The sequence below is a fragment of the Fictibacillus phosphorivorans genome, from assembly GCF_007673525.1.
Taxonomy (GTDB): Bacteria; Bacillota; Bacilli; order Bacillales; family Fictibacillaceae; genus Fictibacillus; species Fictibacillus phosphorivorans_C.
The window spans coordinates 1,762,561-1,787,583 of record NZ_VDZU01000001.1 but is presented as its reverse complement, the minus strand read 5'-3'; the positions used below and the strand labels follow the sequence as shown (position 1 = coordinate 1,787,583).

Below are 25,023 nucleotides of genomic sequence, written 5' to 3'. Positions count from 1 at the left end.
TACCTTTATTCTAAATAATAAAGCTATGTGAAAAAAATGTACTCCTCACCAAAAACAGCATTGTATCCATTGCGAGGTTCTTTCAGTTTATCATTCCATATTTATCCTGTACATGGTTTTCAAGGGTCTTGTATTTGTGAGAATTTTCGATATCAAAAGCTATTCTCCTCTTAGAAGAATAGCTCATTTTCTTACTTATATCCCTTTACATTAGCTGGCTTACCTGTCTCAACGACTTCGACTAAGTAACGGAAACAATCTGGCTGTGATCCATCGATATCAACGAAGTCATATTTCTTAGCGAGTTCTCCGCTAGAGAAAGATTGTCCGTTTAATTCATGTCGGTTATCATCCTTCGCTAATGCTGCTACGGCTCTTCCAACAAAACGCGGTGTTTCGGATATTGCGAAATATGGATCTTTCTTAACACCATCCTGCCAATTTTCTTCTGTTACCCCAAAGACTTCAAGCATGATCTCTGAACGCATCCAGCCTGGTGATAGAGAAACCGCTGAACATTGATACGGTGATAGTTCGTGTGACAAAGCTTTGGCCATCCGAATAACAGACGTTTTGGCTAAATCGTAAAACATGGACACTCTATAATTGTTATCATTGTATTCTTTTGTCCCATCTGTCATTTCAATCACGAGCCCACCTTTGTTTTTAATCAACAATGGTAGCGCGTAGTGGCTTGTTATTAGATGGGTATCTACAGCGAGGCGTAGCATACGCAATCCTTTTTCAAGTGAATGTTCCCACACAGGTGTACTCCATTCAATGATATTCTCTCCGCCCCAAATATCGTTCACTAGAATATCTAATCTACCTTGTTCGTTTTCAATTCGCTCTACTAAGGCTTGTACTTGTTTTGCAACAAGATGATCGACACGAACGGGAATTCCAATGCCACCTAGTTCGTTTACTAATTCTGCTGTTTCCTCTATGGTTTCTGGTCGGTTGTATTCTGATACTGCGTTACGTGTCGTTCTGCCTGTGATATAGACTGTTGCTCCTGCTGCTCCTAACTCCATCGCAATCCCGCGTCCAGCTCCTCGTGTTCCTCCAGCTACTAGTGCAATTTTTCCTTCTAAAGGTTTCATTTGCATTCACTCCTTCATTGATCTATCTTTAGTTTAACCCTTAAAGTTGACATCCATTGTCATATTAAAAATATAGGAGTATATAAATGAGAGCAGACCGTTTAATCAGCATCTTATTGCTGCTTCAGAATCACGGAAAGATGACAACAAAAGCATTAGCCAACGAATTAGAAGTCACAGAACGAACGATTCATCGTGACATGGAAGCGTTGAGTGCAGCAGGAATTCCAGTACTAGCCGAACGTGGCAAACATGGTGGATGGCGGCTTGTTGATGAGTACAGAACACGCTTAACAGGATTGAAAGACAACGAATTAAAAACGTTGTTTCTCTCCCCTTCCTTTCAGCTTCTAAGTGATCTAGGGATTACAAAAGACTGGAAAGAAGCTCGGCAAAAATTGTTAGCCTCTCTTCCAAACACACTTCAATCACAAGCGGATAACGTGTGGAACCGCATCCATATAGATATCGATTCGTGGAAACAATCGAGTCAAGAGACCACTGCACTCGGTTTGTTACAACAAGCAATATGGGAAGAACGAAAAATACGTATAGCTTATGAGAAAGCAAACAAGGAATTTTCAGAGAGAATTATAGAACCATTAGGGCTCGTTGCTAAAGGACGTACATGGTATCTGGTTGCGGTATCTAATACAGATCTTAAGAATTTTAGAGTGTCTCGAATCAAGTCTGTAGAATTAACGAATGAACCCTTTGTCCGGCCAACTAACTTTCAACTTGCTGATTACTGGAACAAATCAAAACAAAATTTTGTTCAGAGTTTACCTGTCTTTGAGGTAGAGGTTGAGGCATCTCCCGCTATTATTCAACGGTTATCATTCAGCGGACGCTTTGCACAAGTAGTAAGCACTAGTACACCGAATGAAAACGGGTGGATTCCTGTCAAACTGTCGTTTGATACAAAACAAGAAGCAACTTCTTATATCATCGGTTTTGGTGATCAGATAAAAATTATTTCTCCTTCCTCATTGATTGAATCGGTTAAAAGAATGGCAGAGTCTGTACTAACGTTTTATAAATAGACCCTTAAGATTTTTAAGCATATTTGGGCTTATGATTTCTTCCAAGAAAATAGTTGATATGAAACTCAATTGTTAAATACAGGAAGGGTATTTGCGCAAAAATGTAGAAATATATGTATTTGAATATTTTGTTTGTATTGATAAAGGAGAGATCAGTTATACAACTCGTGAAAAGTAATTATGCACTCATCGCTTTAACATGCTTATTTTTACTAGGCATAATCTTTTTTTCGTACAGGATGTTCAGTTTAGGCATACTCACAGTTTTATCTTTGTTTCTACTCTATAGAATCAATTTTCAGTATCGACCTACCTTATCCCTCTTCGTCTTCTTTTTTTCTGGGTTTGTATTATTCATTTTAGGAAATGACGTAATCGCTCAGTTGGGGATTTCTAAAGAAGTAAAGATTATCCTTAATAGGAGTCTGCTATTCGTTCTAATATTAGGAACCGTTATCTCTATTAGAAGGAATAAACAAGGAGTAAATCTTTATACCGTGATGCCACACTGGAATGATCGAATCGAATTTCCAAATCACACCATTAAGACTCTAACCTTTTTAGGATTTGGTTTCTTAGGATCCATGACAATATTCTTACCCCTACTTCTTATGAATAGTACAAGTATTTCGCGGTCTCTTCTTATCTTTGCACTGGTCTTTTCTCTGATTAATGCTGTATTGGAGGAACTGCTTTGGAGAGGGTTATTGTTATCTTCTTTAAAAAAGTACATTTCAACCTTTTATGCTGTTCTCGTTACTAGCATCGGTTTTGGTCTGTTACACCTATCCATAGGCATTCCAATTCTAATGAGTCTTTCCTTTTCATTTGGAGGGCTTTTCTATGCTTTGGTGGTGTTAAAGACAAAGAGTATCTATCCCGCGGTCCTGTTTCATTTTGTCATAAACATAGGGATGGTTCTTAACGGTTGGATCCTATAATTCTCAAAAATTTTATAAAGAGTACCCAGCTTGCGGTACTCTTCTCATTAGTTATTTACCTGTTTCCTTAAATGCGTATTTATAAAGGGTTCTGAAGTATACGAAAATAAAAATTAAAACCACTAAAGACGAAAATATGAATTCATCGTTTGAATGAATTCGTATATATTTCTCTCGCGAAACCAATAACATAAAACCAATTGTGTAGAGAAGGTCAAATACGAAGAAAATTTTCCAAAAGATCTTTCGAAAGATTTCTCTTTTATAAACATATCCGTAGATACCTAAAAGGCCGACCACCGTGATGATAAGATTCATTAACTCACGGAAATTGCTCATATCAATCCACAGAAAGTTGTACGTGGAAATCAACAAGAAAAACCAAAAGTATATCTTCAAACATGCACCTCTTTCTTTAGGTTCTAGAGAGATTATTATCATATACCTTAAGTTGTGTTTTGGTTCATGTGTTTAAATAATTGGTTGTTTAACTGATTAGCCTTCGAACCAAAAAAAGACATCCTCTTTTCTTGTAACGGGTTCTCTTTTGGAGGAGAAAATCGTAATTCTCAAGATTTTTAACAGGTGAATTAGCCTGGTAATTGAATATAAAAAAAAATCAAAAACGACCAGATTTTCGTCTGATCGTTAGCATATGTCCGTATTCAATTAAAGCACCATGTTATGGAGTAATCCCAATACGAGCTTTTTCTAAAAAACTACTAACCATTCTATTATATATTTCAGGTTGGTCTATGTTTGCAGTATGTCCTGCAAAAGGAATTAGTCCAATTTCAAATTCGTTATTTTGTTTCTTTAAATATATAGCTGCTTCTACTTCATGCAATTCAATACTACCATTTATCATTAATACAGGAGGCTTAATTTTTTTGATGTCCTCCATAGACATAGTAGGATAGTTGAAAGTCATCGTGTGAAGGACTTTTTTTAATGTGTCAAGCCATTTATCACCGTGGAGATTATTAAAATGTGTTGCAATATTTTTGTCGTTTTCTTCAATATTTAAGAAGTATTCGTATTGGTTTTCCATAACTTGTTTCAAATCTTCAGGAATGAAGGGTGAATAACCTGTTACTATAATCCCTTTTACCAATTCTGCTTCTCTTAGAGCTATGTGTATTGCTAATGAAGCACCCAAAGATAAACCTAATATAAATCCATCGCCATACTTCTTAATTTGAGATATAACAAATTCAACGGCATTTTCAAAATAATTTTCAGATGCAGTTACTGGTGATTGGCCGTGTCCTGGTAAATCTAATAAGATTAATTCATGACTATCTTCAAAATGAGATATTTGGCTAGAAAAATGTGTCTTTGCAGTTCCCATAAAACCATGTAGCATATAAATTCTATCTATAGTAATCTCCTCCTAAATCGGCATACGTTAACTTTAACATATTATTCCATTTGATTACTCATATGTTGAATAAGATCCACTCGTTATAACTTTTATATATTTCATTTAAACTTCGTATAATAAACCCTTATATATTAAAGAAAAAAACCGCAAAGAATTCAGTTACGGTTTTGATGTTATTTGCTATGCGATTTGATTTGTTTTTTCTTGTTTTTTCCTTAAAAGAACCTATTACTTTACTAAGGTGTCTTAATTCTCCTGATAGTGATACGTAATTTCTACGTAAAAAATCTCTAAGAACTTTTCATCTTAGTGGATAGAGCAACTTTATATCTTTCAGTTTCCCGAGGGATTCATAATACCAATAATTATGATCAGCCCCATGTATACAAAGAATTCTTTTACCTGTATGCTTTTTAATCGCTTGTTTTACTCTCGCAAACATTATATAGTGTCGAGCATTCCATTCAATATTTTGTACATCTGGATTTATGGTATGTAACCACTCGTACATAGCTTTTGTAACATCGTCGTATTCATAGGAGTTAAATGGAATCTCTCCATACTTCCATAATGAAAGCTGCTTCTTTTTCCAATCATCGAGTTTGTTCTCTAATTCACTTTTGACATTAGAATCATAGCGTTCAAAAGGCTCTTCTTCAAAAACATCCTCTTCAAACCAATTTACAGGAACAAACTCAATACCCATTTCTTCACACAAAGGAAATATTAATCTAGGATATTCGTTTTGTGTTTCTCCTAAAATGCCATTCGTTTCTCCTTCGTTTAAGTATAACTCCCAACTTAATGGATGATCTTCCCCGCAAATGACATCGGGCTCAAATTCTAAAATTAATTCTTTCACGAGAGACAACGGATAGTCATACTTTTTCTGTAATTCTTCATCGTGAGTCATACCTAAAATACCTACAGTAGTATTAATATTAATCACCACCAGATAAATATAAAGTTTTCATTTTACAAAAAGTTAATTTTTGGTAATATTCAATGAGAGAGGGGTGATAAATTTTGAACAGAGCTAATGCAGGATTGATATGTATTTTAATAGGGTGTACCTTTTTAATGATCACTTTTTCTTTTTCTGAGCCATTCATTTTATGGGTATTTTTACTAGGAGCTAGCATTATATTGAACGTAGTAGGAACTATGTTAGTTTTGAAAACATTGAAAGTCACAAAAAATGATGCAATTCCTCCAAAGTGACCTTAAATTCAAGGTCACTTTCTTTTAACCATAAATTTGTGAACTCATTTTTTCCTACGGAGTAACAAAAAAGGCAAACCTAACACAAAGTATAATACCCCTGGAAAGAACACTAAAAAAGGAAATCGGAAATCAAAACCCATTAAATTATAAACAGGTACATTTTCTACGTAAAGATATCCTCCTAACAGAAAAATGCATAATTTTAATAGTGCTATTAAAAATACAGCCACATTAGATCTGTTCTGATTAAAGATATCTGAGTACATAAAGATAAATACAAACAAAAGAAAGAGGGCGTACGTAATAGAATACAACAAAAAGCTACAACCTATTATACCTGCACATAGAATGATATAAAAAGCGATTAAGGTGTCTTTCATAGTTCTTTCCTCATTCCACCAAAGATAAGTGCTGCAATCTGCTTTTTCTCTCTCTTCTCCTTCAGTCTAATCTCTAAAGATAATTAATATTTAATTAGTGATTCTCTAAAGTTAACTAAGATCGACTTCCATACCTCTTCACTTTCCGTTAAGAAATGTCCAGCTTCTTCTAAATAATTGGTTTTTACATAAGGAATCTTGTTAGCCATGTTTTTCACTTCAATGATAGGTGAAAATGTATCTTTCTCGCCATGCCAAACGATTACAGGTCTTTCTAAGTCCTCTACTTTAAATCCCCAATCTCTCGTTAATAATTTTCCTTCATCAATAACTCCATCTACTCCTTGACGATAGGCTTCCTTAGAATGCAGCACTCCATTTTCAAGCACATCATCATCTAATAATATTTTGTTGTCCCAATCCGAGAGATGAGAACCACCTTTTTTCAGATTCTCTTTGTATACTTCAGGTTTGTGATCAACTAACTTTTTCTTCGACTTCTCTATCAACTTAAGCAACCAAGGAAAGTGGTTTGTAAGATAAAAGGCCAAACGATTCTCTTTTGACATGGTTTTCGGAGGTTTTCCATTTTTGAACGGTGTAGCCGTACAGACCAAAATACATGTGTCGACTTTTTTAGGAAGAGCAGATGTAACAGCTGCAGCAAATGCTCCACCTCCCGAAACACCTAAAACCGAGAACTTATCTAACTGTAAATGCTCGGCAAGTTCTTTAATATCCTGAGCATAATCTAACAATGTGCCATTATTTTTCTTATCTGATAAACCGTAACCAGGGCGATCAGTAGCGATCAAACAAATAGATAATTCTTTTGCGATAGAATCATCTTCTGTAAACCACACTCTTGATCCTGGTGTTCCGTGAAATAATAATAATGGAATTCCGTCTGGATCACCATATACTGAGTATCCTAAACGTCTTCCGTCAGATAAAATCATGGTGCTATCATTCATAATAAATCTCCCTTATCATAAGCCATTTTTTAGTTTGAAAATAAAGGAAAGTGTTTCTTCTTTGTCTTCATTTTATCATTTAGTTATGTAAATTTAATCCATTTATGTGTCTTTTTATGTAACTTCTATTTTAACAAGACGTAGTTTCACTACACAGATATCATTCAAGGATATCATTCAAGCAATTTAAAAACACTTAACAAATTATGTTAAAATCTAAACAACTAATAACGGGGAGGAATCATTATAAAAATCATAATTCATTGTTCAATAACTTTTGTGATTGTATTTCTTATACATTTGTTCTGGACCGAGCAAAGTTTTATATTGAAACCACTTGTTGTAGGAGTAGTATGCGCCGGGGTTTTCTATGGCACTGAGAAGTTATATAAAAAGAAAAATGGATCAGAAGAAAAAAAGCATACTGTGTAAAAACAGTACGCTTTTTCTAATATTCAGACCCTAAAAAAATACCCTAAAACTTATATGCTCGTACGCAGATCCCAAAGCTCAGGGAAGAAGCGTTGATCTAATACCTTCTTCAGATAGTTCACACCTGATGATCCGCCTGTTCCAACTTTGAAACCTATGATGCGTTCTACAGTCTTCATATGGCGGAATCGCCACTGTTGCAGCCAGTCTTCGATATCTACAAGCTTTTCTGCTAATTCATACAGATCCCAATACTTCTCTACGTTTCGGTACACTTCTAACCAAGCTGCTTCTACTGATGCGTTGTATTCATAACGCTTTGTTACATCACGGTTTAGCACTTCTTCGTCGATATGAAGCCCCGCTTTTGCGAGTGCCTGAATGGAAACGTCGTACAAACTTGGTGTATGAAGAGCAGCCGTTAGCTGTTCATGAAGATCTGCGTCTTTTTTGTAGATTTCTAAAATATGCGGTGTCTTATAACCGAGTGCAAATTCGATCATGCGGTATTGATACGATTGAAAGCCTGATGCTTGTCCAAGCTTATCGCGAAACTCCATATATTCTGCTGGCGTTAGGGTTGAGAGTACATCCCATGATTCAATGATCTGAGACTGAATCTTAGAAACTCGCGCAAGCATTTTAAACGCCGAATGAAGGTTTCCACTCTCAATAGAAGAAATCGCCGAACGCGTTTCGTGAAGAATAAGCTTCATCCATAGCTCTGAAACTTGGTGGATAATGATAAACAACATTTCATCATGATGACCGGAAAGCCTTTTCTGACCAGACAAGATCTTATCTAGGTTCAGATACTCGCCATACGTCATTGAATTAATAAAGTCCGTGTGAAGTCCTTTTTCTGTTTCTTTGCTGTCCAATTTTTTCTGTTCTGTCATTGAAATCCACTCCCCCGACAAATTACTGGTTTTGTCACCGCTTTCATTATACATGATTCTTAGGGGTGTATTGAGATTTATATTTGGACAAAAAAATAAAACCCGGAACGAATTCCGGGTTTCTTCTTACAAGGAGGTTACTGATTAACGAAGTCCGCCTAGCGCTTGAGCTACAAGACGCTTAGTGATTTCGCCACCTACAGATCCGTTTGCACGAGAAGTTGTGTCTGGTCCAAGATGTACTCCGAACTCAGCAGCGATCTCTTGTTTCATTGCGTCAAGAGCTCCTTGTGCTCCAGGAACCACGATTTGGTTGCTGTTATTACGTGCCATGCGATTTCCCTCCTTTGGGATAATATGTACGAAAAACTGAATTGTTTTCCGTTAAATGTAGTATGGGTTAATTCTGAAAACCTATTCATAGAAATATAAATTTTTTTCAAAAAAAAACAAGAACTCGTCATAAGTCCTTGTTTTTCAGCTCTTGGCTCAACAAATCTTCTTCTATTAATTGTGCTCTCTTTAACTCTTTTGCAGAATGTTTCTTAAAAAAGACTACCGTTCTCCAAGCAAAAATCGTAAAGAGGGCAAGTGTAATCAAAGCCGGTATGTACTCAAGTTTGTTCTCTGGAAATACGATTGGTAACATATCTTTGCACCCTTTCGGTAAACAATTCCGTCTTATTATACCAAATCCGAACAATAATTGATATGTTATACAGCTCTATTTGTGTTGTTTCTGTTAACGCTTTCTGATTGTTTGATACGTTTATCTGTGAGTTTGATAAGAATGATCACAATAACGATGCCTAACGCAAATCCTGCCAAAATATCAGATGGATAATGAACACCAACATAGACACGACTTAAGCCGAGTAGGAACGGAAGAATCGCACCTGACACTAGGATCCAGCGCTTTTGATACCGTTGATAGAGAAGAACGGCTGCAAATAAGTAAAACGTTGTCCCTACCATAGCGTTTCCACTCGGAAAACTGTATCCGTCTTCTTCAAGAAGGCGGAAATCTAGCGGCCGTTCTCTTTGAAACATGGATTTCACTAGCAAGTTCAGACCATAAGAAACCAGAATACTTCCGATCAGTAACAAGCTGTTTCTCCATTGTTTCATTATGAAAAGAACAATTGCACCGAGTAAACAGAATCCAGCGAGCACTTTGGCGTCCCCTACGTGAGTGAAGGCTAGTACGATTTCATTTAACCGATCTCTTCGGAGATTTAAAACAAGCTCTCTCAAACTCGAATCGAAAGTTGTTATGAAACTTGAGCTATAAAATGAAAGACTGACAAAGATTAACATACATAAACTCAAAGTTATTTTCATTATTATTCCCCCTACATCTCATATTACTTCAGGTCATCCAATATTAGGAATAACAATTCGGGGGATTACGGATAAAAATTAATTTACTACGTAATTAATTCAAATTACCTCGTATAATAATCCGATTACTACGTAATTAATTGAGATTACTACGGAATTCTTTATCTGTGTTTCCCTGAAACGCACATATCATCCATTTTCCTCCTGGAGAGTACACGCGAATTTATCAACTCACTCTTCAAAAAGAAAAAGCCCTCCTACAAAGGAGAACTTTCGCTTTCTGCTTCACATTCTTTTATATAACGATTCCACGGATGTTCTCTGCATTCTTTGCTGCACGAGCGTTTATGTTCATGCTCACACTCTTCACACATCAACAGATGCGCGTTGCATTCTGGATTTCCGCATTTTACATAGCGTTCTTCAGGGTTTCCGCAGTGATAACATTTTCCGACCACAACCTCTTCACCTGTTCGGTTAACAGGTACAGAGATACGCTCATCGAACACATAACATTTTCCGTCCCACAGCTTTCCTTTGGCTTCTTCATCATATCCGTAAGAGATGATTCCGCCTTCGAGTTGCGAAACGTCTTTGAAACCTTCTTTTACCAAGAATCCTGAGAACTTCTCACAACGAATGCCGCCCGTACAATACGTAAGGACTTTTTTATCCTTGAACTGACTGAAGTTCTCTCTCACCCACTGTGGCAGCTCGCGAAAAGTTTCCACGTCCGGTCTGATCGCATTCTTGAAATGACCGAGATCGTACTCGTACGTGTTCCGCGCATCCAGAATCACGACATCTTCTGACTCCATTGCTTCCAGCCATTCTTTTGGTGATAGATGCTTGCCAGTAAGTTCGTTTGGATTCACATCATCTTCAAGACTTAAGTGTACGAGCTCTGGACGGACACGAACCTTCATCTTTTTAAAGGCATGTTCGCTCGATCCCTCTATTTTAAAAACGGTATCTGCAAAACGAGGATCATTCTTCATCACCTTCATATATGCTTCAGTCTGTTCCACCGTTCCTGATACAGTTCCGTTGATCCCTTCGTTCGCTACAAGGATTCTGCCTTTGAGTCCAATTTCTTTACAAAGAGCAAGATGTTCTTCTTTAAACGCTTCAGGGTCCTCGATTGTTACGTATTTATAATACAATAATACTTGAAAGTCCATCATTACCACCTACTTATGCTTCTTAAAAAACTACCTTTCCTATAATAACAAATTATGAGAAAAAGAAAAATACAGGAAGCATCCTGTATTTTAGATTTTATTTAATGTGCAGTTTCTTAAGATGTCAGCTGCCTCATGTGCCTCTTCATCCTCTGCCAATTCAAGTGCTGTTTTCCCGTCTTCTTTGGCAAGGTAAGGGTCTGCTCCTTTTTCAACAAAGTAAGCGATCATCTCAGGATCATTGTGCTGAGCGGCTTGATGTAGAATGGTCCAGCCTCCGCTCTGCTTTTCGTTAATGTCTGCTCCGTGTGATAATAGGAGACTGATCATTTCTTGGCGATTCTTCATATTTGCTGCAGCTGCATGAAGCGGAGTATTCGCCATATTATTTCCGGACTTCACATGAACATCAGCTCCTTGTTCAAGCAACAGTCTCACAATCTCCATATGTCCAAAGTGTGCAGCTAGATGAAGAGGTGACCACCCTTCACTCAGTGCGTTTATGTTTGTTTCTTCGTTTTTCAAAAGTTCTTCAACCACTGTCAAATTACCATCCATTGCTGCTTGGTGCAGATTCATAGTATCCACCCTTTCTGATCGTTGTTGTAAGACTACTTCGACTTCCCGACACGAAAACCCTTTTACATACATTTATTTACAAAATTTTTCTCTCATTCCCAGTTGTTTCGCGGTCTAAATTATGTGAACATTTAAATAGTGAAAGTCGTTGGGGGAACTGGATATTCGGGGGATATTATGCGTTTAAAAATATTATCTTTATCATTGGCTGCTTTTCTCGTAATGACAACTGCAGCACATGCTTCAACACCATATACGGTTCAGCAAAATGACACACTGTGGAAGATCGCACAGCATCAAAATGTAAGCGTATCAAATGTAATCGGAATGAATCGATTGACGAGCCATAACATCTATCCTGGTCAAACGTTATACATTCCGTCATCTTCAAATCTACACAAAGTAGTAAATGGAGAGACACTTAACAAAATCGCTTCGGCGTCAAATGTTAGTTTATGGGCAATTCAACAGGCAAACCCACAGATCAAAGAGATCAACTGGGTATATCCTGGACAAGTGATCGAGCTCCCAGCTTCTGTTGCTAAACAACAGCCAGCACCAAAATCAGCAGCTCCAGCACAACCTTCAGTCGGTTCTACTGCTACTCAAGTTTCACAGCTTGTAAATGCAGAGCGTCAAAAAGCCGGCCTTGCCCCATTAACACTTGATGCTGAACTCAGCAATGTTGCTTTAGCAAAAGCTAAAGACATGATCCAGAATAACTATTTCGATCATAACTCACCGACTTACGGATCTCCGTTTGACATGATGCGCAGCTTTGGAATCGATTACACTGCTGCAGGTGAGAACATTGCAAAAGGACAAACTTCACCACAAGCTGTTATGACAGACTGGATGAACAGTCCTGGACACCGCCAGAACATTTTAAGCTCTAGCTACGACTCTATCGGGGTAGGTTATTTTGAGGGAGCTTGGGTACAATTATTTAAAAAATAAGGATCTTCCGCACGACTTTCCACTAAAAAACATGCAGCTTTTCTGGCCGCATGTTTTTTTATATGTGTATGAATCGGTTATCTGTTTTTATCTCACGAACGACATGCTGTATGTCATGAGGAGTAAGTAGACTTGTATGAAGAAGTTGGTTATGATTTAGCCCCGAATGTATGAACTCATCAAAAAGAACCAAACACCTATCACCCATACGTTCTTTCTCAATACGCATGGCATCCCTTTTTACCAACGTATCCTTCTCTGCCCAAAGAACAACGTATTTAATCGTAACACCAAGGTCGCGCACCTGGTTACTTAACCATTCAGCATCCTTTGGAAAGGTTATGTAATCGATCACAACGTCACAGCCATAATCAATGAAGTTCCTTGTAAGTTTCAGAATATTATTCCAGATCAAATCATGCTCCTGTTTACTTTCCCAAGGCTTCACTCTGCCGTTTATGTGCATATGACTTATATCATCACCAGATAGATATGCGCTATTGGATAGACTTTTTACAAGCTCGATTGCCGTTGTTGATTTCCCGACTCCTGCAGGTCCTGACAAGAGATAAATGGTTACTGAATGTTCTGTTGTCACTGGTGTTCCTCCACACTTAAAACTTTAATTCTAATTCTTCTAAAAGTGCTTTTGCACCATTCGGACTGAGTACAAATTTTCCGCCTGCACACGTGGCATTCTGATCTGTCACTTCTCCTGTAATCACGCACGAGTTATTCGGTATGTATTTCTTTAAAATAATGCGGTCATTCTCTACAAAAATCTCGATACCATCTTTAATGTCTAGATTCATCATTCGTCGCAATTCAATTGGAATAACGATTCTTCCTAACTCATCTACTTTTCTCACAATCCCCGTGCTTTTCATATGTTCTACCTTCCTTTTCCTTCTTTCCAAACGAAGAAGTAAAATCTGCACTGCATATCACCTTACTCCACCACTTGGTAAATTATGTTTTTTCGTTGAATTAATCATCTCAAAAACTTTTATAAATAGGAAGAGGATATGAGTTGGGTTAATTTAATGAGCAGATAGGACTAATTTTGGTGTGAATGGTGTGAAAAAAGGATATTCCATATTTGTCATGAGTCGATAACCCTATAACATTTTCCCAAAATAAAAATCTGCATACACATGGGCTGCAGGTTTCACACTGTTTTTTTCTTTACGACATAAGTAATGGCATTAGTCGTAAGAACGACAGGTTTTTGATTGCGTACAATCTGATAATGTAATGAATTCACAGTTGTTTTTAAAATTTCCCAGTCAGTATAGGTGTCCTCTAGCAAATTTCTCATATCATTCGTACTCAAATTTATTTCAATAAGGGCTTCAAGTGGCGTTTGGGTTTCTAAATCAGTCTCAGTGACTTCGGAGTTTACAATTAAACAATTCACACCTCCGTTTCGAGTTCCCTTTTCCATTCGTTGAAGAACAAGCCTTAAGGATTCAACAGAATCCACATGCTCTAAACTTGAAACAGCTATGATAAGGTCATATCTATTATCTTTGATATCATATGAGCCGATGTCTGCATTTATCAAGGAGATCTGGTCATTCACTCCAAATGCTGTACTATACAGCTCTATTTTTTCTAAAGCTGAATCTAAGAAATCTACACAATGTAATTGAACACCATTTTCTTTTAATGCTAGAGCTAAAGGGATGCTATTTCTCCCCACACCGCACCCTAAATCTAATATCTGGATATTATGTAATTCATTTAACATAGGGACTAGTTCCATCACAGTTCTGACAGGTTTGTTAAGCCATGACCCTTTTTCAAAGAGTTTATAATTGTCATAACAATAATCATGATATTCTTTTTCTTCTTGACGAATTCTCTTTAATCTATTCAAGTCAAGGACCCTCCATTCTTCATCAATTGAAGTTCATTAACACTCACTATTTCTGAAAATCAGAAAGACCTTCTAATGCCTTTCCAATTTTTCGATCAAAATCAATCGCATCAAGCATAGCAATGCCTTCAACAATGATGAATGTTAATGGTGCTAACTTCTCTTTTTCTTCCTCATCCGCTTGAATGAGTTCAGAGCAATAATGGATAAAGCTATCACCTATTTGTTTTGCAATTGAAAAATAGGGATCTTCTTTTTTGGAAGCAAGTGCTATTAGTTCAAGCCACAGCTGAATATAAGGTTTTACTACAGGTTCCTTAATTAATAGATATAGATGCGGCACCAATTGATTAAACGGAATGGGTGTTGTTTGTGCTTGTTCCAGAATGGTAATCAGGTTATCAGAAATCTGTGTCAATACCTCAGTCATAAGCTCTTCTTTGTCCTGATAATAATGAAGAAGCATCCGATCACTCGTTCCTGCTGCTTTTGCCAAATTTCTTAAACTTATGGCCTGAAGACCACTAGACAGAATGTGTTCAGCCATTTTATCTTGTAGTTCTTGTTTACGTAGTTCGCCTTTTTTCATCATATTTTCCTCGTTGCATTTTTTATGTAGTATATGCTACATTTTTATTATGTAGCAAGTGCTACATTTTTAATACAGGAGGGATTTAGATGATGAAGAATAATGCAGTAGCAGAAGTTATGCAATCAGAGAAAACACGCTTTTTAGTATGAAACAAACTGGAATCTTAATGGCATTCGGAATTGTCTTTTGGTTTAGTGGCGCAATGGCAGTTAAATTTGGGTATGCCTTTGGGTTATTTGGCGAGACGGGAAGTCTATTTTCCTTCATACTTGCTTTACCACTGTCTTGGCTATCTGTTTTGCTTATTGTAAAAGGTGCAGGACTAAAGCCCACTCAAATTGTTCCAGGTATCAGTTTAGGGCTTGCTACAGCCACATTTTTTGATGGAATTGTACTTACTTGGGGAACTTAGGTTTATGGTACGAATTCAGATCAAGTAAGTTATGGTGCAGCTTGGATCTTATGGGGAGCTTTTACGTTTTTAGCATTCTCATTCTTTGAAGCTTATAGAAAAGGAATAAAGCTGGCGTAGTTGTCAAAAAAAAATACCAAATACACTTTAGCTTCAGTGTATTTGGTATTACTTCACTCTCAAAACCTGACCCGGATAGATGCTGTAGTTATTATCAAGACTGTTCCAGCTTTTAATCTGCTGAATGGTACTTCCATATTGTTGACTAAGAGCATAGACCGTATCTCCACTTACAACTGTGTGATAGATCGCTTTCTTAGGAAGGTTAAAGCACTTCACAATCCCATTCACATGTCCACGCGCAATACTTTCGATAAACGAAGCTGTTTTCAATTTATTTGCATCATTTACGTTATCAATAAAGCCGTTCTCTGTTAACAGTGCAGGCATGTTTGATTCACGTAACACATGAAAATCTGCTGTCTTTTGTCCACGATCACTGAAATTCACGAGTTTCAAAATTTCTGCATGTACAAGATCTTGGTACGTCGTTGTGGGTGCTGTAGAGCCTGGATAGATGTAATCTTCATATCCTGTTCCCCCACCCGCATTCGTATGAATGGAAAGGAAAAAATCAGCTCCCCAAGCATTTGCAGCATTTGTTCGTTCTATTAATGACTTCGTAACATCTGTTGTCCTGCTCATCAGGATTGAGACGTTGTTATATTCCGCTAGTAGAAGATCTCTGATTCGAAGTCCTATTTTTAAAGTTAGCGTTTTTTCTGTGAGGTTATTCGCAACCCCTCCTGGATCAGTACCACCATGACCCGGATCAATAAATATTTTCACCATTTTCATCACCCCTATTATTCATAGTATGATGAAGTCTATTAAAGTGTTTGTACATTTACTAGTTTTATAGAGTAGAAATTTTAAAAACAGATAATGAGTTTGTCCAATCCCTTGTAAGATGTTCATCATAAACTATGGAATAGAGAGTATTCATTCTCTAGAATGTATTTAAAGATAATGGGGTGTCTTTTATGCGAAGTTTCTTAAGTTTATTAAACGGTTTGTTGGCAGATAAAAAAGTGCGTAAGAGTAAAAAGAACAAGAAAAGAATTGGCTAACAACCAATTGCCTAACTTCAATTATGAAGTTAGGCTTACATACATAAACGTTATTAATTATTTACGACCGGAATCCATATTTCAGCTTTATTCTGTATCTCCCCTGTAAAATAAACCTCAATCTCTGGCAAACCAGCATGTTGAAAGTCGGTTGAAGGAAACCATTCTCGGTAGATTTGACGAAACCCATGTAATATAGCTTTAGGACGTGGTCCTGGGCACGGGAAAACAGCCCAAGTAGCTGATGGAATCTTCGTAATAGTAAACGTATCAGAAACGGTAACTGACTTTGGTTCGCATCCGATCATATAAGTGAAATTTTCATCAAAATTTAAAGTTAGACCTAGTAAGGAAGTGTCTATGGATTCTAGATAGATATCCTCAATGGTTCCATTGCGCTTACACTCTCCCCAGAAATCTTGTCGAGTTCTTCCTTCATTTCCACAAGCTAGAGTTGTCGCTTTGCCAAACACTGTAAACGATTCTTTCTTTTCTATTAGATAATCCACTTCACGATCACCAGAAATGGTTAATTGAAACGATAACCGCGGAAAAGCCTTTAACGGTGCTCCTGATCGACGAGCTTCTGATGGAGAAATACCATGAATTTTACGAAATGATTTAGAAAAAGATTCAGGTGTTTTATATCCAAACTTCCATGCAACATCAACTACTTTTGATGAACCACAGGCTAATGCTTGTGCGGCTAAAGTCAATTTGCGTTTTCGCACATACTCCCTACTGTCATGCCCGAAATCATAAAGAACATCCGCTGAAAATGGAATGGCGAAGAATATGCTATTTTTGCAATTGCGTTGATATTTAAAGGTTCCTCCATCGTACTCTCCATATAATCTAGCGCCGCTTCCATCCGTTTGATCCATTCCATACTGTACCACCTCTATCATCCTGGCAATTATTTAAAGGTATATCTTCGCTCCTCTTCCATATAAACCTGCTACTATTCTCTTTTCGAACCTGTTCGTTGAAAGCATAGAATGACAGGATACTTAACAACGCTGCTTTTATAATGAAATAGAACGAACAAATTATTGAAAAGAGGGATCACGATGAAGAAACGTATGGCTAGTCTGATCACATTCGGTCTAATATTCTGCTGCAGTTCATCTACTTGGGCTCACCCTTCGAAACAGAAACATGTAGAATATGTTGCATTAGGGGATTCTATAGCTGCAGGAATGACGCCTTATGGTGGCTATGATGAAAGTTATCCCGATATGTTAAGAAATATGTTTCAGCGTTCGAACTCGAAACTTAAAGACTATGATAACTTTTCGATTTCGGGGTATCTCTCAGAGCAATTAAAGGACGATGTTGAAAACAACTCCCGTATTCGTAAAGAACTACGCAAGGCTACTCATATTACAATTACTATTGGGGCTAACGATCTCTTTCAAAAACTATTATCCGATCCATCAACCGCCCAACAAGGAATTGCAGCAGCAAGTTCAAATCTAAACACGACCTTACAAACGATTGACGAACTAAATCCTAAAGCAGATATCTATATCATGGGCTATTACAATCCCTTTGCTTATTATCCAGAAGAAGTTCAAGATTTCCTTGTTCCCCTTTTTGAGTCCTTGAATCATGAAATAGAAGTCAGAGCTATAGAAAACGGTGATACTTATGTGCCTACAGCTCATGTTATCGATCCTGATTTTGAGAAATACATGCCAAATCCTGAGGATAACCATTTAAACGTTAAGGGATATAAGATAATTGCTAAAGAGTTTTGGAAGGTTATGAAAAAAGATAGATAAAAAAAAGACTCGTCATTGGCGAGTCTTTAAAATTCTATGAGTAGTTATTCTATACTTGTAAACGGATTAATCACTTTCCATCCACAACCTTCAAATAATTTTCTTAACAACCAAAGGTGATCACCACCTATTACCAAAAGTACACGTTCATCAACATGATTTGTCACGAGCTCAACCAAATTCTTAAAAATCATGAGTTCTCTTTCATACCATTTATTTAAGAAGGAGAAACCTACCTTTTCTCCTTTTTCATCTTCTATTTCCACAAAAGATAAATACAATTTCTCTAGCTCTTTAATGTAGCTGGTATCGTTTATCTCTTTAAATGAGTGGAGTATACTCACATCAGATTTTATCTCAGGTGTTTGTTCTAATAAACTAAACATCTCACTTTCAATGTTTGGATAAAACTTAACTGATTTGTTGAGATCAGTTAAATCTTCTTCAGTTAAATTTCCTGTCCAATTTATTGCATATACCCTTTCGTGTTGCAGTCGTTGTGCTAATCTAAATCCAATCTGATGAATTTCGCATATGGGGTAGTTATCATCTGTTTGCTCATATTCTCTATTTAACTCTTCATTCTGTGTCATTTCCCACTCTAATGCTATTTTAGATGGATTAAAATTCATTAAATAGTCAACTAGTTCTATAATTTCATTTATTTTATCGGCTACTATTATTTTCTGCTGTTCAAAATGATAAGTCCCTACTAAAATGATTTCTTTCATATACTAATCCTCATTCTTAGATTAAAACTTTACTGTTCTCTATAAACGCAGATAAAGTTCTTGAATATAAATCCGGTTGCTCTCTATGTACCAAGTGTCCAGCAAATGGGATGACAGCTATTTGCGTGTTAGCATGTAATTTCTTATACGTAACCGCTGCTTCCACTTCGAGTTCTTCCCTATCACCTACCATATACAAGATGGGAGCTGTCACATCTGAAAGTTCACCCGTTTCGTGAAAAGGGTAAAAATCAACTGAATTAAATGATTCAAGCAATGCTTTCCAATCATTGTTTCCATGCATTTGATTAAGTGCTTCTACAATCTCTGGATTATCGAATAGATTTTTATGATGTTCTGCTTCTTGTCTACTAAGTTCTTCCCAGTTGTCAGGTTGTTTTGGGAATACACCAGAAAATGTTAGCGTCTGAACTCTAGAAGGATATCTTTTGGCAAACATTAATGCTGCAACTCCACCAATAGACACACCTGCAATATGGCACTCATCAATGTTTAACGAATCGAGTGTGTCCTTTAAATCAATCACACATTGATTGAAATAATCTTCAAGAGTTCCTTCAGATTTTCCATGACCTCTTAAATCAGGTCTTATCACTTTAAAATGATTTTCTGCAAAATAATCCTTTTGCTCCTCATACTCTGTTAAACCCGTCATACCTCCTGAATGAATGAAAACAATAGGTTCTCCATCTCCTGCTGTGTATGTATTTAAGATCATTTACCGCAGCTCCAGTCGTTAAAGTATTGTCACTCTCTTAATTTACCATAATTTTCAATATTAAGTATCGAATAACCTACTTTGCATAATGTTCTAGGAACCAGTAATCTTGCAAATGGAATGTATAACGAATGGTCTCCCTCTTGACTTCACTATACATCCTGCTCACCTCACTATTATCATAATAGAAGGAGAAACTGTTTTTTTGATATTATTTGCTATTCTTTCTTTATTTTCCATACTGAGATTATCACCATCACATTAGATTACATAGCGAAATTACTTAGTTCTATAACAAAAAAGCACTTCCTCTTCTAGAGGAAATGCAGTCATTTAATGTTTATCCATGCTTAAAATGCCTCTTGATTGTTCGATGTAAATACTATCCTCAATATTACTGCAACAATGCTACTCGACATTCCAGCTAACAGAAACAGCCAAGTAAACCATTCCAGACCCACAGTCGGAGATCTAAAGGTTAACGAACTAGCCACAAATAATGTAAGACCGAGTATTGTGAAAAACAAGCTCAGTTTGTTTGTGTGATTACTTAAAAGCCATGTAGCCAGTAGTACAAAGATATACAGTAAACTGATTGTCATGAGTATTGGAAACAGTGGTTTAAATTTTGCGGCATAAATGAAATGATCAAATCCTGATATCTCAGAGACGTTTGTTACCGTTCCATGTTTCCATTTCGAAAAAATAGCCGAGTACTTCCATTCCCACTGTGTATCTCTTAATTCACTTCCTTCATACCATGCTGAAAACGTTGAAACAAGAAACACAATAACTGCTAAAACAAATTGAATAACATATGACATAAGTAGATTTCCTCTCGCTTGATAATGTACCTTATTTTACCATGTGAGACCTTTCGTTGCTTACTACTATTTGACTATATTTTACTCTAAGGCAAATTAATTCTTGAAAGGCAGTAAATTTCTCACCACTAACATACATAATATGGTAATTTAGTAACATATACCATAAACAGAGGTGCAACCACTTATGAAAAAGTACATGGGGTTATTTGCAATAATCATTTTTATCATGGGTTTGATTCCAACTTGGCTTGGAAAATACATTGAATTCTTTGCAGCTTCTTATGCATGGTTTGCGCTTTGGGGCTATATTGTAGCCTGGATCTTAACACTTTTCTCTAGTAAAGGGAAATGGAAAACGGACGCTAACCTTATCAGGATTAATCGTGATAATCACTGTTTTTTTCTTAATCGTAACTTGGAATAAACCCTAATCTAGCCAGCTAAAATAGACCAGATTATTAGTCTGGTCTTTTAAATTACAAGATTTTCTCCGCTAACTCTAGAATAATCCCCTCGGGACCACGAACATAGCAAAGTCTGTAGCTGTCTTCATATTGCTCGATCTCAATAAAAGTCTCTATGCCTTTCTCTTTCAAAATAGCAATAATAGCCTCAAGATCCTCAACAGCAAAGCAAATATGCCGAATGCCTAGTGTATTTGGAGAATGTAGTTGTGGGTGAGATTCATCTGCAGGCGTATAATATTTGACGAGCTCTAACCAAGTGTGACCGTCAGGCATTCCTAGTCCTACACAACGTGTTCTAACATTCTTTAGTCCAACAATCCTGTCCAACTGGTCTCCCTCAAGTTCCCATTCCGCTTTTACTTCAAGACCTATATCAAGGAAAAAAGCTTTCGCTTCAGAAAGATTGTTTACATTTATACTCACATGATCGATTCTATTCACCTTCATAATCGCTTCCTCCAAGAGTTCATTTTAGCTCATAAGAAATATTCTATTGAACTTCTCTTTATCCTTTTTGTTTAAATAAATCCTACAAAACCCTTCAACTATTTTAAAATACTTAAGTAGTTACATAGATTCATACTAAAACTACTAAAGATGGATCATGCGAAAATGCTTCTATAGTAAGACATGATCATTTTTCAACAACCTCTCTTAAATTCATATACACATTTCCTTTTCTGTATTATATTGGAACACATTAAGAGGAGGAGAGTTATTATGAAAAAGTTTCTAAGTCTAGTCACACTGTTTGTTTTTTCACTCGTGCTCGTTGCTCCATCGTTTGCCTCGGCAGCTCAAAAGTTGATTCAACCGATCAACAACGCGTATATTACGGCCGGGTTTCTAAATGCTAACTATCAAAAGAAATTTGGTTTCAAACACTATGGATGGGACTTAACATCCTCTAACAGCAGCAGAGCGGTTTGGGCAAGTGGATCTGGAAAAGTCTTAGCTACAGGCTACGATAACGTTTTAGGAAACACCGTCATTGTGAAATATCCTGCAGCATACATTCATTCAACGAAAGCAACGAAAGATCTTGTGTTCCGTTATAATCACTTAGCTTCAATTGCTGTGTCTAAAGGACAAAGTGTTACAAAAGATACGCGATTAGGTAACTATGGAAATACAGGTTTGTATTCAACGGGGCCGCACCTTCACTTTGAAATTGATACAGATACAACTTATTATCAATATTCTCCAACGTTAGGATCAAGTTCTAATATTATAAAAGCAGGTACAGCTAGCACGGTGTTATCTCCTAGAAATGTTCTATATACCAAAGTTTCTAGTCCAGATAACCAAAGCATCTACATCATTGGAGATGGTTATCAATCTTCCTCTGAAGATGACCTTCCTTTTAAAAACTAATATCAATAGAGACAAAGCAACTATCGCTTTGTCTCTTTTTATTGTTCACTTCATTTATCCCAACTGTCGTTTGAACTTTTTACTAGCAAAGAAATAAGCAACCACCATAATTCCGATACACCAAGTAAACGCAATCCAAATATCATTTCCAACTGGTCCCTCATACAATAGAGCACGAATCGCGTTCACAATATATGTTACGGGTTGGTTTTCAGCAAAGATCCGCACGACCTTAGGCATCGTTTCTGTTGGTACGAATGCTGAACTAATAAAAGGTAGGAAAACGAGCGGGTACGAATAAGCTGTTGCTCCTTCCATTGAGCTTGCTGTTAAACCCGGAATAACGGCGAGCCATGTTAGCGCTAGCGTAAAAAGTCCAAGTATTCCGGCTACAGACAGCCAATCTAAAAGTCCTGCGTTAGAACGAAAACCCATCAGCAAGGCGACTAGGATTACAATCAAAATCGTAAGGGCATTAGAAACCAGTGATGTTAAAACATGTGCCCACAATACGGACGATCTTTTGATTGGCATGGTAATGAAACGTGCCATTAACCCGCTCTTCACATCTGTAAACAGCCGAACAGAGGTATAAGCCACACCTGATGCGATCGCCATCAGCAAGATGCCTGGTAATAAGTAATTCACATAGTTGTCTGTCCCTGCCTCAATCGCTCCACCAAATACATAAACAAACAATAACATCATCATAATCGGGGTAATAGCCACCGTGATAATCGTATCCGGACTTCGCATGATATTACGCATTAATCGACCTAATAAAGTTCCTGTTATACTTTTCATTTACACACTCTCCTTTTTACCGATGATGTTGAGGAAAATATCCTCTAGTGATGGTTGCTTCTCAACATACTCCACTTTCGCTTTCGGGAACATCTTTTTTAGTTCTTGCAGCGTACCGGTCTTGATGATTTTCCCACCATGTAATATCGCGATACGATCTGCGAGCTGCTCGGCTTCTTCCAAGTATTGTGTGGTCAGTAATATCGTCGTTCCACCATTGGCAAGTTCTTCTACAGTATTCCAAACTTCAATACGTGCTTCAGGATCAAGTCCTGTTGTTGGTTCGTCAAGAAAAATAACGTCCGGTGTTCCAATCAGACTCATGGCAATATCAAGCCTTCGTTTCATACCCCCAGAATATTGGTCACTACGTTTGTTCGCAGCTTCCGTTAAGCTGAATCTTGCAAGTAAATGATCTGCGACTTCACCTGGATTGTTAACACCTCTTAATTTAGCAATCATCATAAGGTTTTCCCGCCCCGTAAGCATTCCATCTAAGGCTGCAAACTGCCCTGTTAAACTAATGCTTTGACGAACTCCATTGGGTTGACGATCGACATCGAATCCGCAGATTATCGCCTCCCCTTCATCCGCTTTCATCAACGTAGAAAGAATGTTGACGATCGTTGTCTTTCCCGCTCCATTTGATCCCAATAATGCGAAGATCTCACCCCTCTGCACCTCAAGATCTACTCCTTTTAAGACTTCCTTATTTTTGAAAGACTTTTTCAAGCGTTTTATAGAAATCGCTGTTTGATTCATGTTTTTCCTCCTAATGAATTATGACTCCCACTATTCAGTAACACTTATAATAAGTAATACTTAGTACCGTGCAAAAAAACAACTGAATAGTTCCCATTTCAAGCTATTCAGCCATATATGTTACTCTTTTTCTAATTCCTTCTTAATGCTTTGGTTCAGATCTTCACGATATTTAGCAAAATAGGTTTTAGCGTTTGCTAGGAGTTCATCTGCGAAAGATGCCACGTCTTCTCCAGTAATGTCGAGCACGGGTCTTCCTTCAGCTGCTCCTGCTTCAAACAAATCAATTAACTCATATTGGATGTGCAGCATATCCATACCGTTTCCAGATGAAAAGTTCCACATATACGTTTGAATCTTTTTAAATACAAATTGATAATCCTCTGGAAGAGCTTCAACACGAGCCATCATCATTTTGTATTCTTTCTTATCACCGATCATCTTTTTAATCCATTCCAACATATTTCTTTCCTCCTTTTATCCATTCATCATGCTACCGAAACACTTTATGAGTTTATTGTGATTTCAATACATTAATCTTTGATGAAACGAAATCCCATTTTCTCCAAAATGATTCAAGTTCCTGTCTGCCAGCTTCATTAAGCGTGTAAAACTTTCGAGGTGGTCCCATATCTGATGGCTTCTTGACGATGTCTACTAGTTTCTTCTTTTCCAATCGGACGAGGATTGTGTATACTGTCCCCTCCACTACTTCTGTAAATCCAAGATCGTTTAAGCGGCGTGTAATCTCATAGCCATAGGTCTCATGACGGCTGATAATTTCCAACACGCAGCCTTCAAGTGAACCTTTAAGCATTTCTGTTAAATTTTCGATGTCAAAAGCCTCCTTTATTTCATCTGACCTATAATAAGTATGACTTAGTACCGTTGTAAAAAAAATAGAGTTAAAGTCACGATTGCTATTTAGTATTACTTATTACCTCTACATTGTATGACTGAGTACCAGAAATGTCAACTGTTTTCCAAAAATAAATTTTTACTGTTTATAAAAGACTCGTCTCAGACGAGTCTTCAAATTATGATGAACTTAACAGAGAGCGAAAGTAGCAATATTCTTTCTACC

Annotated in this window: 31 protein-coding genes; 7 read left to right on the top strand and 24 right to left on the bottom strand. The window is 37.0% G+C overall.

Going from position 1 to position 25,023, the window contains the following annotated elements; translation table 11 throughout:
- Positions 1-191: 191 nt before the first annotated feature.
- Positions 192-1,103, bottom strand: coding sequence for an SDR family oxidoreductase (locus tag FS458_RS08815; protein ID WP_144699579.1), 912 nt, complete (start codon positions 1,101-1,103; stop codon positions 192-194).
- Between the two features lie 86 nt (positions 1,104-1,189).
- On the opposite strand from FS458_RS08815, the gene FS458_RS08810 reads away from it, so the two are divergent.
- Together FS458_RS08810 and FS458_RS21185 are read left to right on the top strand one after the other, a co-directional pair.
- Positions 1,190-2,146 carry a helix-turn-helix transcriptional regulator gene (locus FS458_RS08810; protein ID WP_144699577.1) on the top strand — a complete coding sequence of 319 codons (957 nt, stop codon included), beginning with the start codon at positions 1,190-1,192 and terminating at the stop codon, positions 2,144-2,146.
- Positions 2,147-2,259: 113 nt separating this feature from the next.
- Positions 2,260-3,087: a CPBP family intramembrane glutamic endopeptidase gene (locus tag FS458_RS21185; RefSeq protein ID WP_313957520.1), complete on the top strand. Its 828-nt coding sequence runs from the start codon at positions 2,260-2,262 to the stop codon at positions 3,085-3,087.
- A 682-nt stretch (positions 3,088-3,769) separates the two neighbouring features.
- Here FS458_RS21185 and FS458_RS08800 read toward each other — a convergent pair.
- From FS458_RS08800 to FS458_RS08760, 9 genes are all read right to left on the bottom strand, one after another.
- A complete protein-coding gene (locus FS458_RS08800; RefSeq protein WP_260858523.1) occupies positions 3,770-4,453 on the bottom strand; it encodes an alpha/beta fold hydrolase in 684 nt (227 codons plus the stop codon).
- Positions 4,454-4,772: 319 nt separating this feature from the next.
- On the bottom strand, positions 4,773-5,384 hold the full coding sequence (locus tag FS458_RS08795; protein WP_144699573.1) for a hypothetical protein: 612 nt from the start codon (positions 5,382-5,384) through the stop codon (positions 4,773-4,775).
- A gap of 774 nt (positions 5,385-6,158) precedes the next feature.
- Positions 6,159-7,049 (bottom strand): alpha/beta fold hydrolase, encoded by an 891-nt coding sequence (locus FS458_RS08790; protein WP_144699571.1) that lies wholly within the window; start codon positions 7,047-7,049, stop codon positions 6,159-6,161.
- 482 nt (positions 7,050-7,531) lie between these two features.
- Entirely contained in the window at positions 7,532-8,380 is an 849-nt protein-coding gene (kynA, locus tag FS458_RS08785) for a tryptophan 2,3-dioxygenase (protein ID WP_144699569.1), read from the bottom strand.
- Positions 8,381-8,524: 144 nt separating this feature from the next.
- Positions 8,525-8,713 carry an alpha/beta-type small acid-soluble spore protein gene (locus FS458_RS08780; RefSeq protein WP_066395381.1) on the bottom strand — a complete coding sequence of 63 codons (189 nt, stop codon included), beginning with the start codon at positions 8,711-8,713 and terminating at the stop codon, positions 8,525-8,527.
- A 127-nt stretch (positions 8,714-8,840) separates the two neighbouring features.
- Complete coding sequence (locus FS458_RS08775) at positions 8,841-9,029, bottom strand: hypothetical protein (RefSeq protein ID WP_066395384.1); 189 nt, start codon at positions 9,027-9,029, stop codon at positions 8,841-8,843.
- A gap of 65 nt (positions 9,030-9,094) precedes the next feature.
- On the bottom strand, positions 9,095-9,721 hold the full coding sequence (locus FS458_RS08770; protein ID WP_144699567.1) for a phosphatase PAP2 family protein: 627 nt from the start codon (positions 9,719-9,721) through the stop codon (positions 9,095-9,097).
- 257 nt (positions 9,722-9,978) lie between these two features.
- Positions 9,979-10,902: a rhodanese-related sulfurtransferase gene (locus FS458_RS08765; protein WP_144699565.1), complete on the bottom strand. Its 924-nt coding sequence runs from the start codon at positions 10,900-10,902 to the stop codon at positions 9,979-9,981.
- 90 nt (positions 10,903-10,992) lie between these two features.
- Complete coding sequence (locus FS458_RS08760) at positions 10,993-11,481, bottom strand: ankyrin repeat domain-containing protein (protein WP_186320496.1); 489 nt, start codon at positions 11,479-11,481, stop codon at positions 10,993-10,995.
- A 177-nt stretch (positions 11,482-11,658) separates the two neighbouring features.
- Here FS458_RS08760 and FS458_RS08755 point away from each other — a divergent pair, with 177 nt between their 5' ends.
- Entirely contained in the window at positions 11,659-12,438 is a 780-nt protein-coding gene (locus tag FS458_RS08755; RefSeq protein ID WP_144699561.1) for a LysM peptidoglycan-binding domain-containing protein, read from the top strand.
- 58 nt (positions 12,439-12,496) lie between these two features.
- Here FS458_RS08755 and FS458_RS08750 read toward each other — a convergent pair whose 3' ends face one another.
- From FS458_RS08750 to FS458_RS08735, 4 genes are all read right to left on the bottom strand, one after another.
- Positions 12,497-13,036 carry an AAA family ATPase gene (locus tag FS458_RS08750; RefSeq protein ID WP_144699559.1) on the bottom strand — a complete coding sequence of 180 codons (540 nt, stop codon included), beginning with the start codon at positions 13,034-13,036 and terminating at the stop codon, positions 12,497-12,499.
- Between the two features lie 16 nt (positions 13,037-13,052).
- On the bottom strand, positions 13,053-13,325 hold the full coding sequence (locus tag FS458_RS08745) for an AbrB/MazE/SpoVT family DNA-binding domain-containing protein (protein WP_144699557.1): 273 nt from the start codon (positions 13,323-13,325) through the stop codon (positions 13,053-13,055).
- 281 nt (positions 13,326-13,606) lie between these two features.
- Positions 13,607-14,317, bottom strand: a complete 711-nt coding sequence (locus FS458_RS08740) for a class I SAM-dependent methyltransferase (RefSeq protein ID WP_144699555.1) — start codon at positions 14,315-14,317, stop codon at positions 13,607-13,609.
- Between the two features lie 46 nt (positions 14,318-14,363).
- A complete protein-coding gene (locus FS458_RS08735) occupies positions 14,364-14,909 on the bottom strand; it encodes a TetR/AcrR family transcriptional regulator (protein WP_144699553.1) in 546 nt (181 codons plus the stop codon).
- A gap of 145 nt (positions 14,910-15,054) precedes the next feature.
- On the opposite strand from FS458_RS08735, the gene FS458_RS08730 reads away from it, so the two are divergent.
- Positions 15,055-15,321 carry a hypothetical protein gene (locus tag FS458_RS08730; protein ID WP_144699551.1) on the top strand — a complete coding sequence of 89 codons (267 nt, stop codon included), beginning with the start codon at positions 15,055-15,057 and terminating at the stop codon, positions 15,319-15,321.
- A 168-nt stretch (positions 15,322-15,489) separates the two neighbouring features.
- Here the strand turns inward: FS458_RS08730 and FS458_RS08725 are convergent, their stop codons facing one another.
- Together FS458_RS08725 and FS458_RS08720 are read right to left on the bottom strand one after the other, a co-directional pair.
- The gene (locus tag FS458_RS08725; protein WP_144699549.1) at positions 15,490-16,173 is read right to left on the bottom strand and encodes an N-acetylmuramoyl-L-alanine amidase family protein; all 684 of its coding nucleotides are present in this window, start codon (positions 16,171-16,173) and stop codon (positions 15,490-15,492) included.
- Positions 16,174-16,504: 331 nt separating this feature from the next.
- A complete protein-coding gene (locus FS458_RS08720) occupies positions 16,505-17,350 on the bottom strand; it encodes an AraC family transcriptional regulator (RefSeq protein WP_260858520.1) in 846 nt (281 codons plus the stop codon).
- Positions 17,351-17,521: 171 nt separating this feature from the next.
- Here FS458_RS08720 and FS458_RS08715 point away from each other — a divergent pair, with 171 nt between their 5' ends.
- Positions 17,522-18,235 carry an SGNH/GDSL hydrolase family protein gene (locus tag FS458_RS08715; protein ID WP_144699547.1) on the top strand — a complete coding sequence of 238 codons (714 nt, stop codon included), beginning with the start codon at positions 17,522-17,524 and terminating at the stop codon, positions 18,233-18,235.
- A gap of 44 nt (positions 18,236-18,279) precedes the next feature.
- On the opposite strand, the gene FS458_RS08710 is transcribed toward FS458_RS08715, so the two are convergent.
- The 3 genes from FS458_RS08710 to FS458_RS08700 all read right to left on the bottom strand — a co-directional run bounded on the left by FS458_RS08710 (position 18,280) and on the right by FS458_RS08700 (position 20,529).
- Positions 18,280-18,966 carry a DUF5694 domain-containing protein gene (locus FS458_RS08710; protein ID WP_144699545.1) on the bottom strand — a complete coding sequence of 229 codons (687 nt, stop codon included), beginning with the start codon at positions 18,964-18,966 and terminating at the stop codon, positions 18,280-18,282.
- Between the two features lie 16 nt (positions 18,967-18,982).
- The gene (locus FS458_RS08705; protein ID WP_144699543.1) at positions 18,983-19,705 is read right to left on the bottom strand and encodes an alpha/beta fold hydrolase; all 723 of its coding nucleotides are present in this window, start codon (positions 19,703-19,705) and stop codon (positions 18,983-18,985) included.
- Positions 19,706-20,055: 350 nt separating this feature from the next.
- A complete protein-coding gene (locus FS458_RS08700; protein WP_144699541.1) occupies positions 20,056-20,529 on the bottom strand; it encodes a YjdJ family protein in 474 nt (157 codons plus the stop codon).
- A gap of 187 nt (positions 20,530-20,716) precedes the next feature.
- On the opposite strand from FS458_RS08700, the gene FS458_RS08695 reads away from it, so the two are divergent.
- Complete coding sequence (locus tag FS458_RS08695) at positions 20,717-20,956, top strand: hypothetical protein (protein WP_144699539.1); 240 nt, start codon at positions 20,717-20,719, stop codon at positions 20,954-20,956.
- A gap of 52 nt (positions 20,957-21,008) precedes the next feature.
- Here the strand turns inward: FS458_RS08695 and FS458_RS08690 are convergent, their stop codons facing one another.
- Positions 21,009-21,446, bottom strand: a complete 438-nt coding sequence (locus FS458_RS08690; RefSeq protein ID WP_144699537.1) for a VOC family protein — start codon at positions 21,444-21,446, stop codon at positions 21,009-21,011.
- A 273-nt stretch (positions 21,447-21,719) separates the two neighbouring features.
- Here FS458_RS08690 and FS458_RS08685 point away from each other — a divergent pair, with 273 nt between their 5' ends.
- On the top strand, positions 21,720-22,373 hold the full coding sequence (locus FS458_RS08685) for a M23 family metallopeptidase (protein ID WP_186320495.1): 654 nt from the start codon (positions 21,720-21,722) through the stop codon (positions 22,371-22,373).
- Between the two features lie 54 nt (positions 22,374-22,427).
- On the opposite strand, the gene FS458_RS08680 is transcribed toward FS458_RS08685, so the two are convergent.
- The 4 genes from FS458_RS08680 to FS458_RS08665 all read right to left on the bottom strand — a co-directional run bounded on the left by FS458_RS08680 (position 22,428) and on the right by FS458_RS08665 (position 24,774).
- Positions 22,428-23,177 carry an ABC transporter permease gene (locus tag FS458_RS08680; RefSeq protein ID WP_144699533.1) on the bottom strand — a complete coding sequence of 250 codons (750 nt, stop codon included), beginning with the start codon at positions 23,175-23,177 and terminating at the stop codon, positions 22,428-22,430.
- Positions 23,178-23,939, bottom strand: a complete 762-nt coding sequence (locus tag FS458_RS08675; RefSeq protein ID WP_144699531.1) for an ABC transporter ATP-binding protein — start codon at positions 23,937-23,939, stop codon at positions 23,178-23,180.
- 120 nt (positions 23,940-24,059) lie between these two features.
- Complete coding sequence (locus FS458_RS08670; protein ID WP_144699529.1) at positions 24,060-24,401, bottom strand: DUF1048 domain-containing protein; 342 nt, start codon at positions 24,399-24,401, stop codon at positions 24,060-24,062.
- Between the two features lie 52 nt (positions 24,402-24,453).
- Positions 24,454-24,774 (bottom strand): PadR family transcriptional regulator, encoded by a 321-nt coding sequence (locus tag FS458_RS08665; RefSeq protein ID WP_137789129.1) that lies wholly within the window; start codon positions 24,772-24,774, stop codon positions 24,454-24,456.
- Between the last annotated feature and the right edge of the window lie 249 nt (positions 24,775-25,023).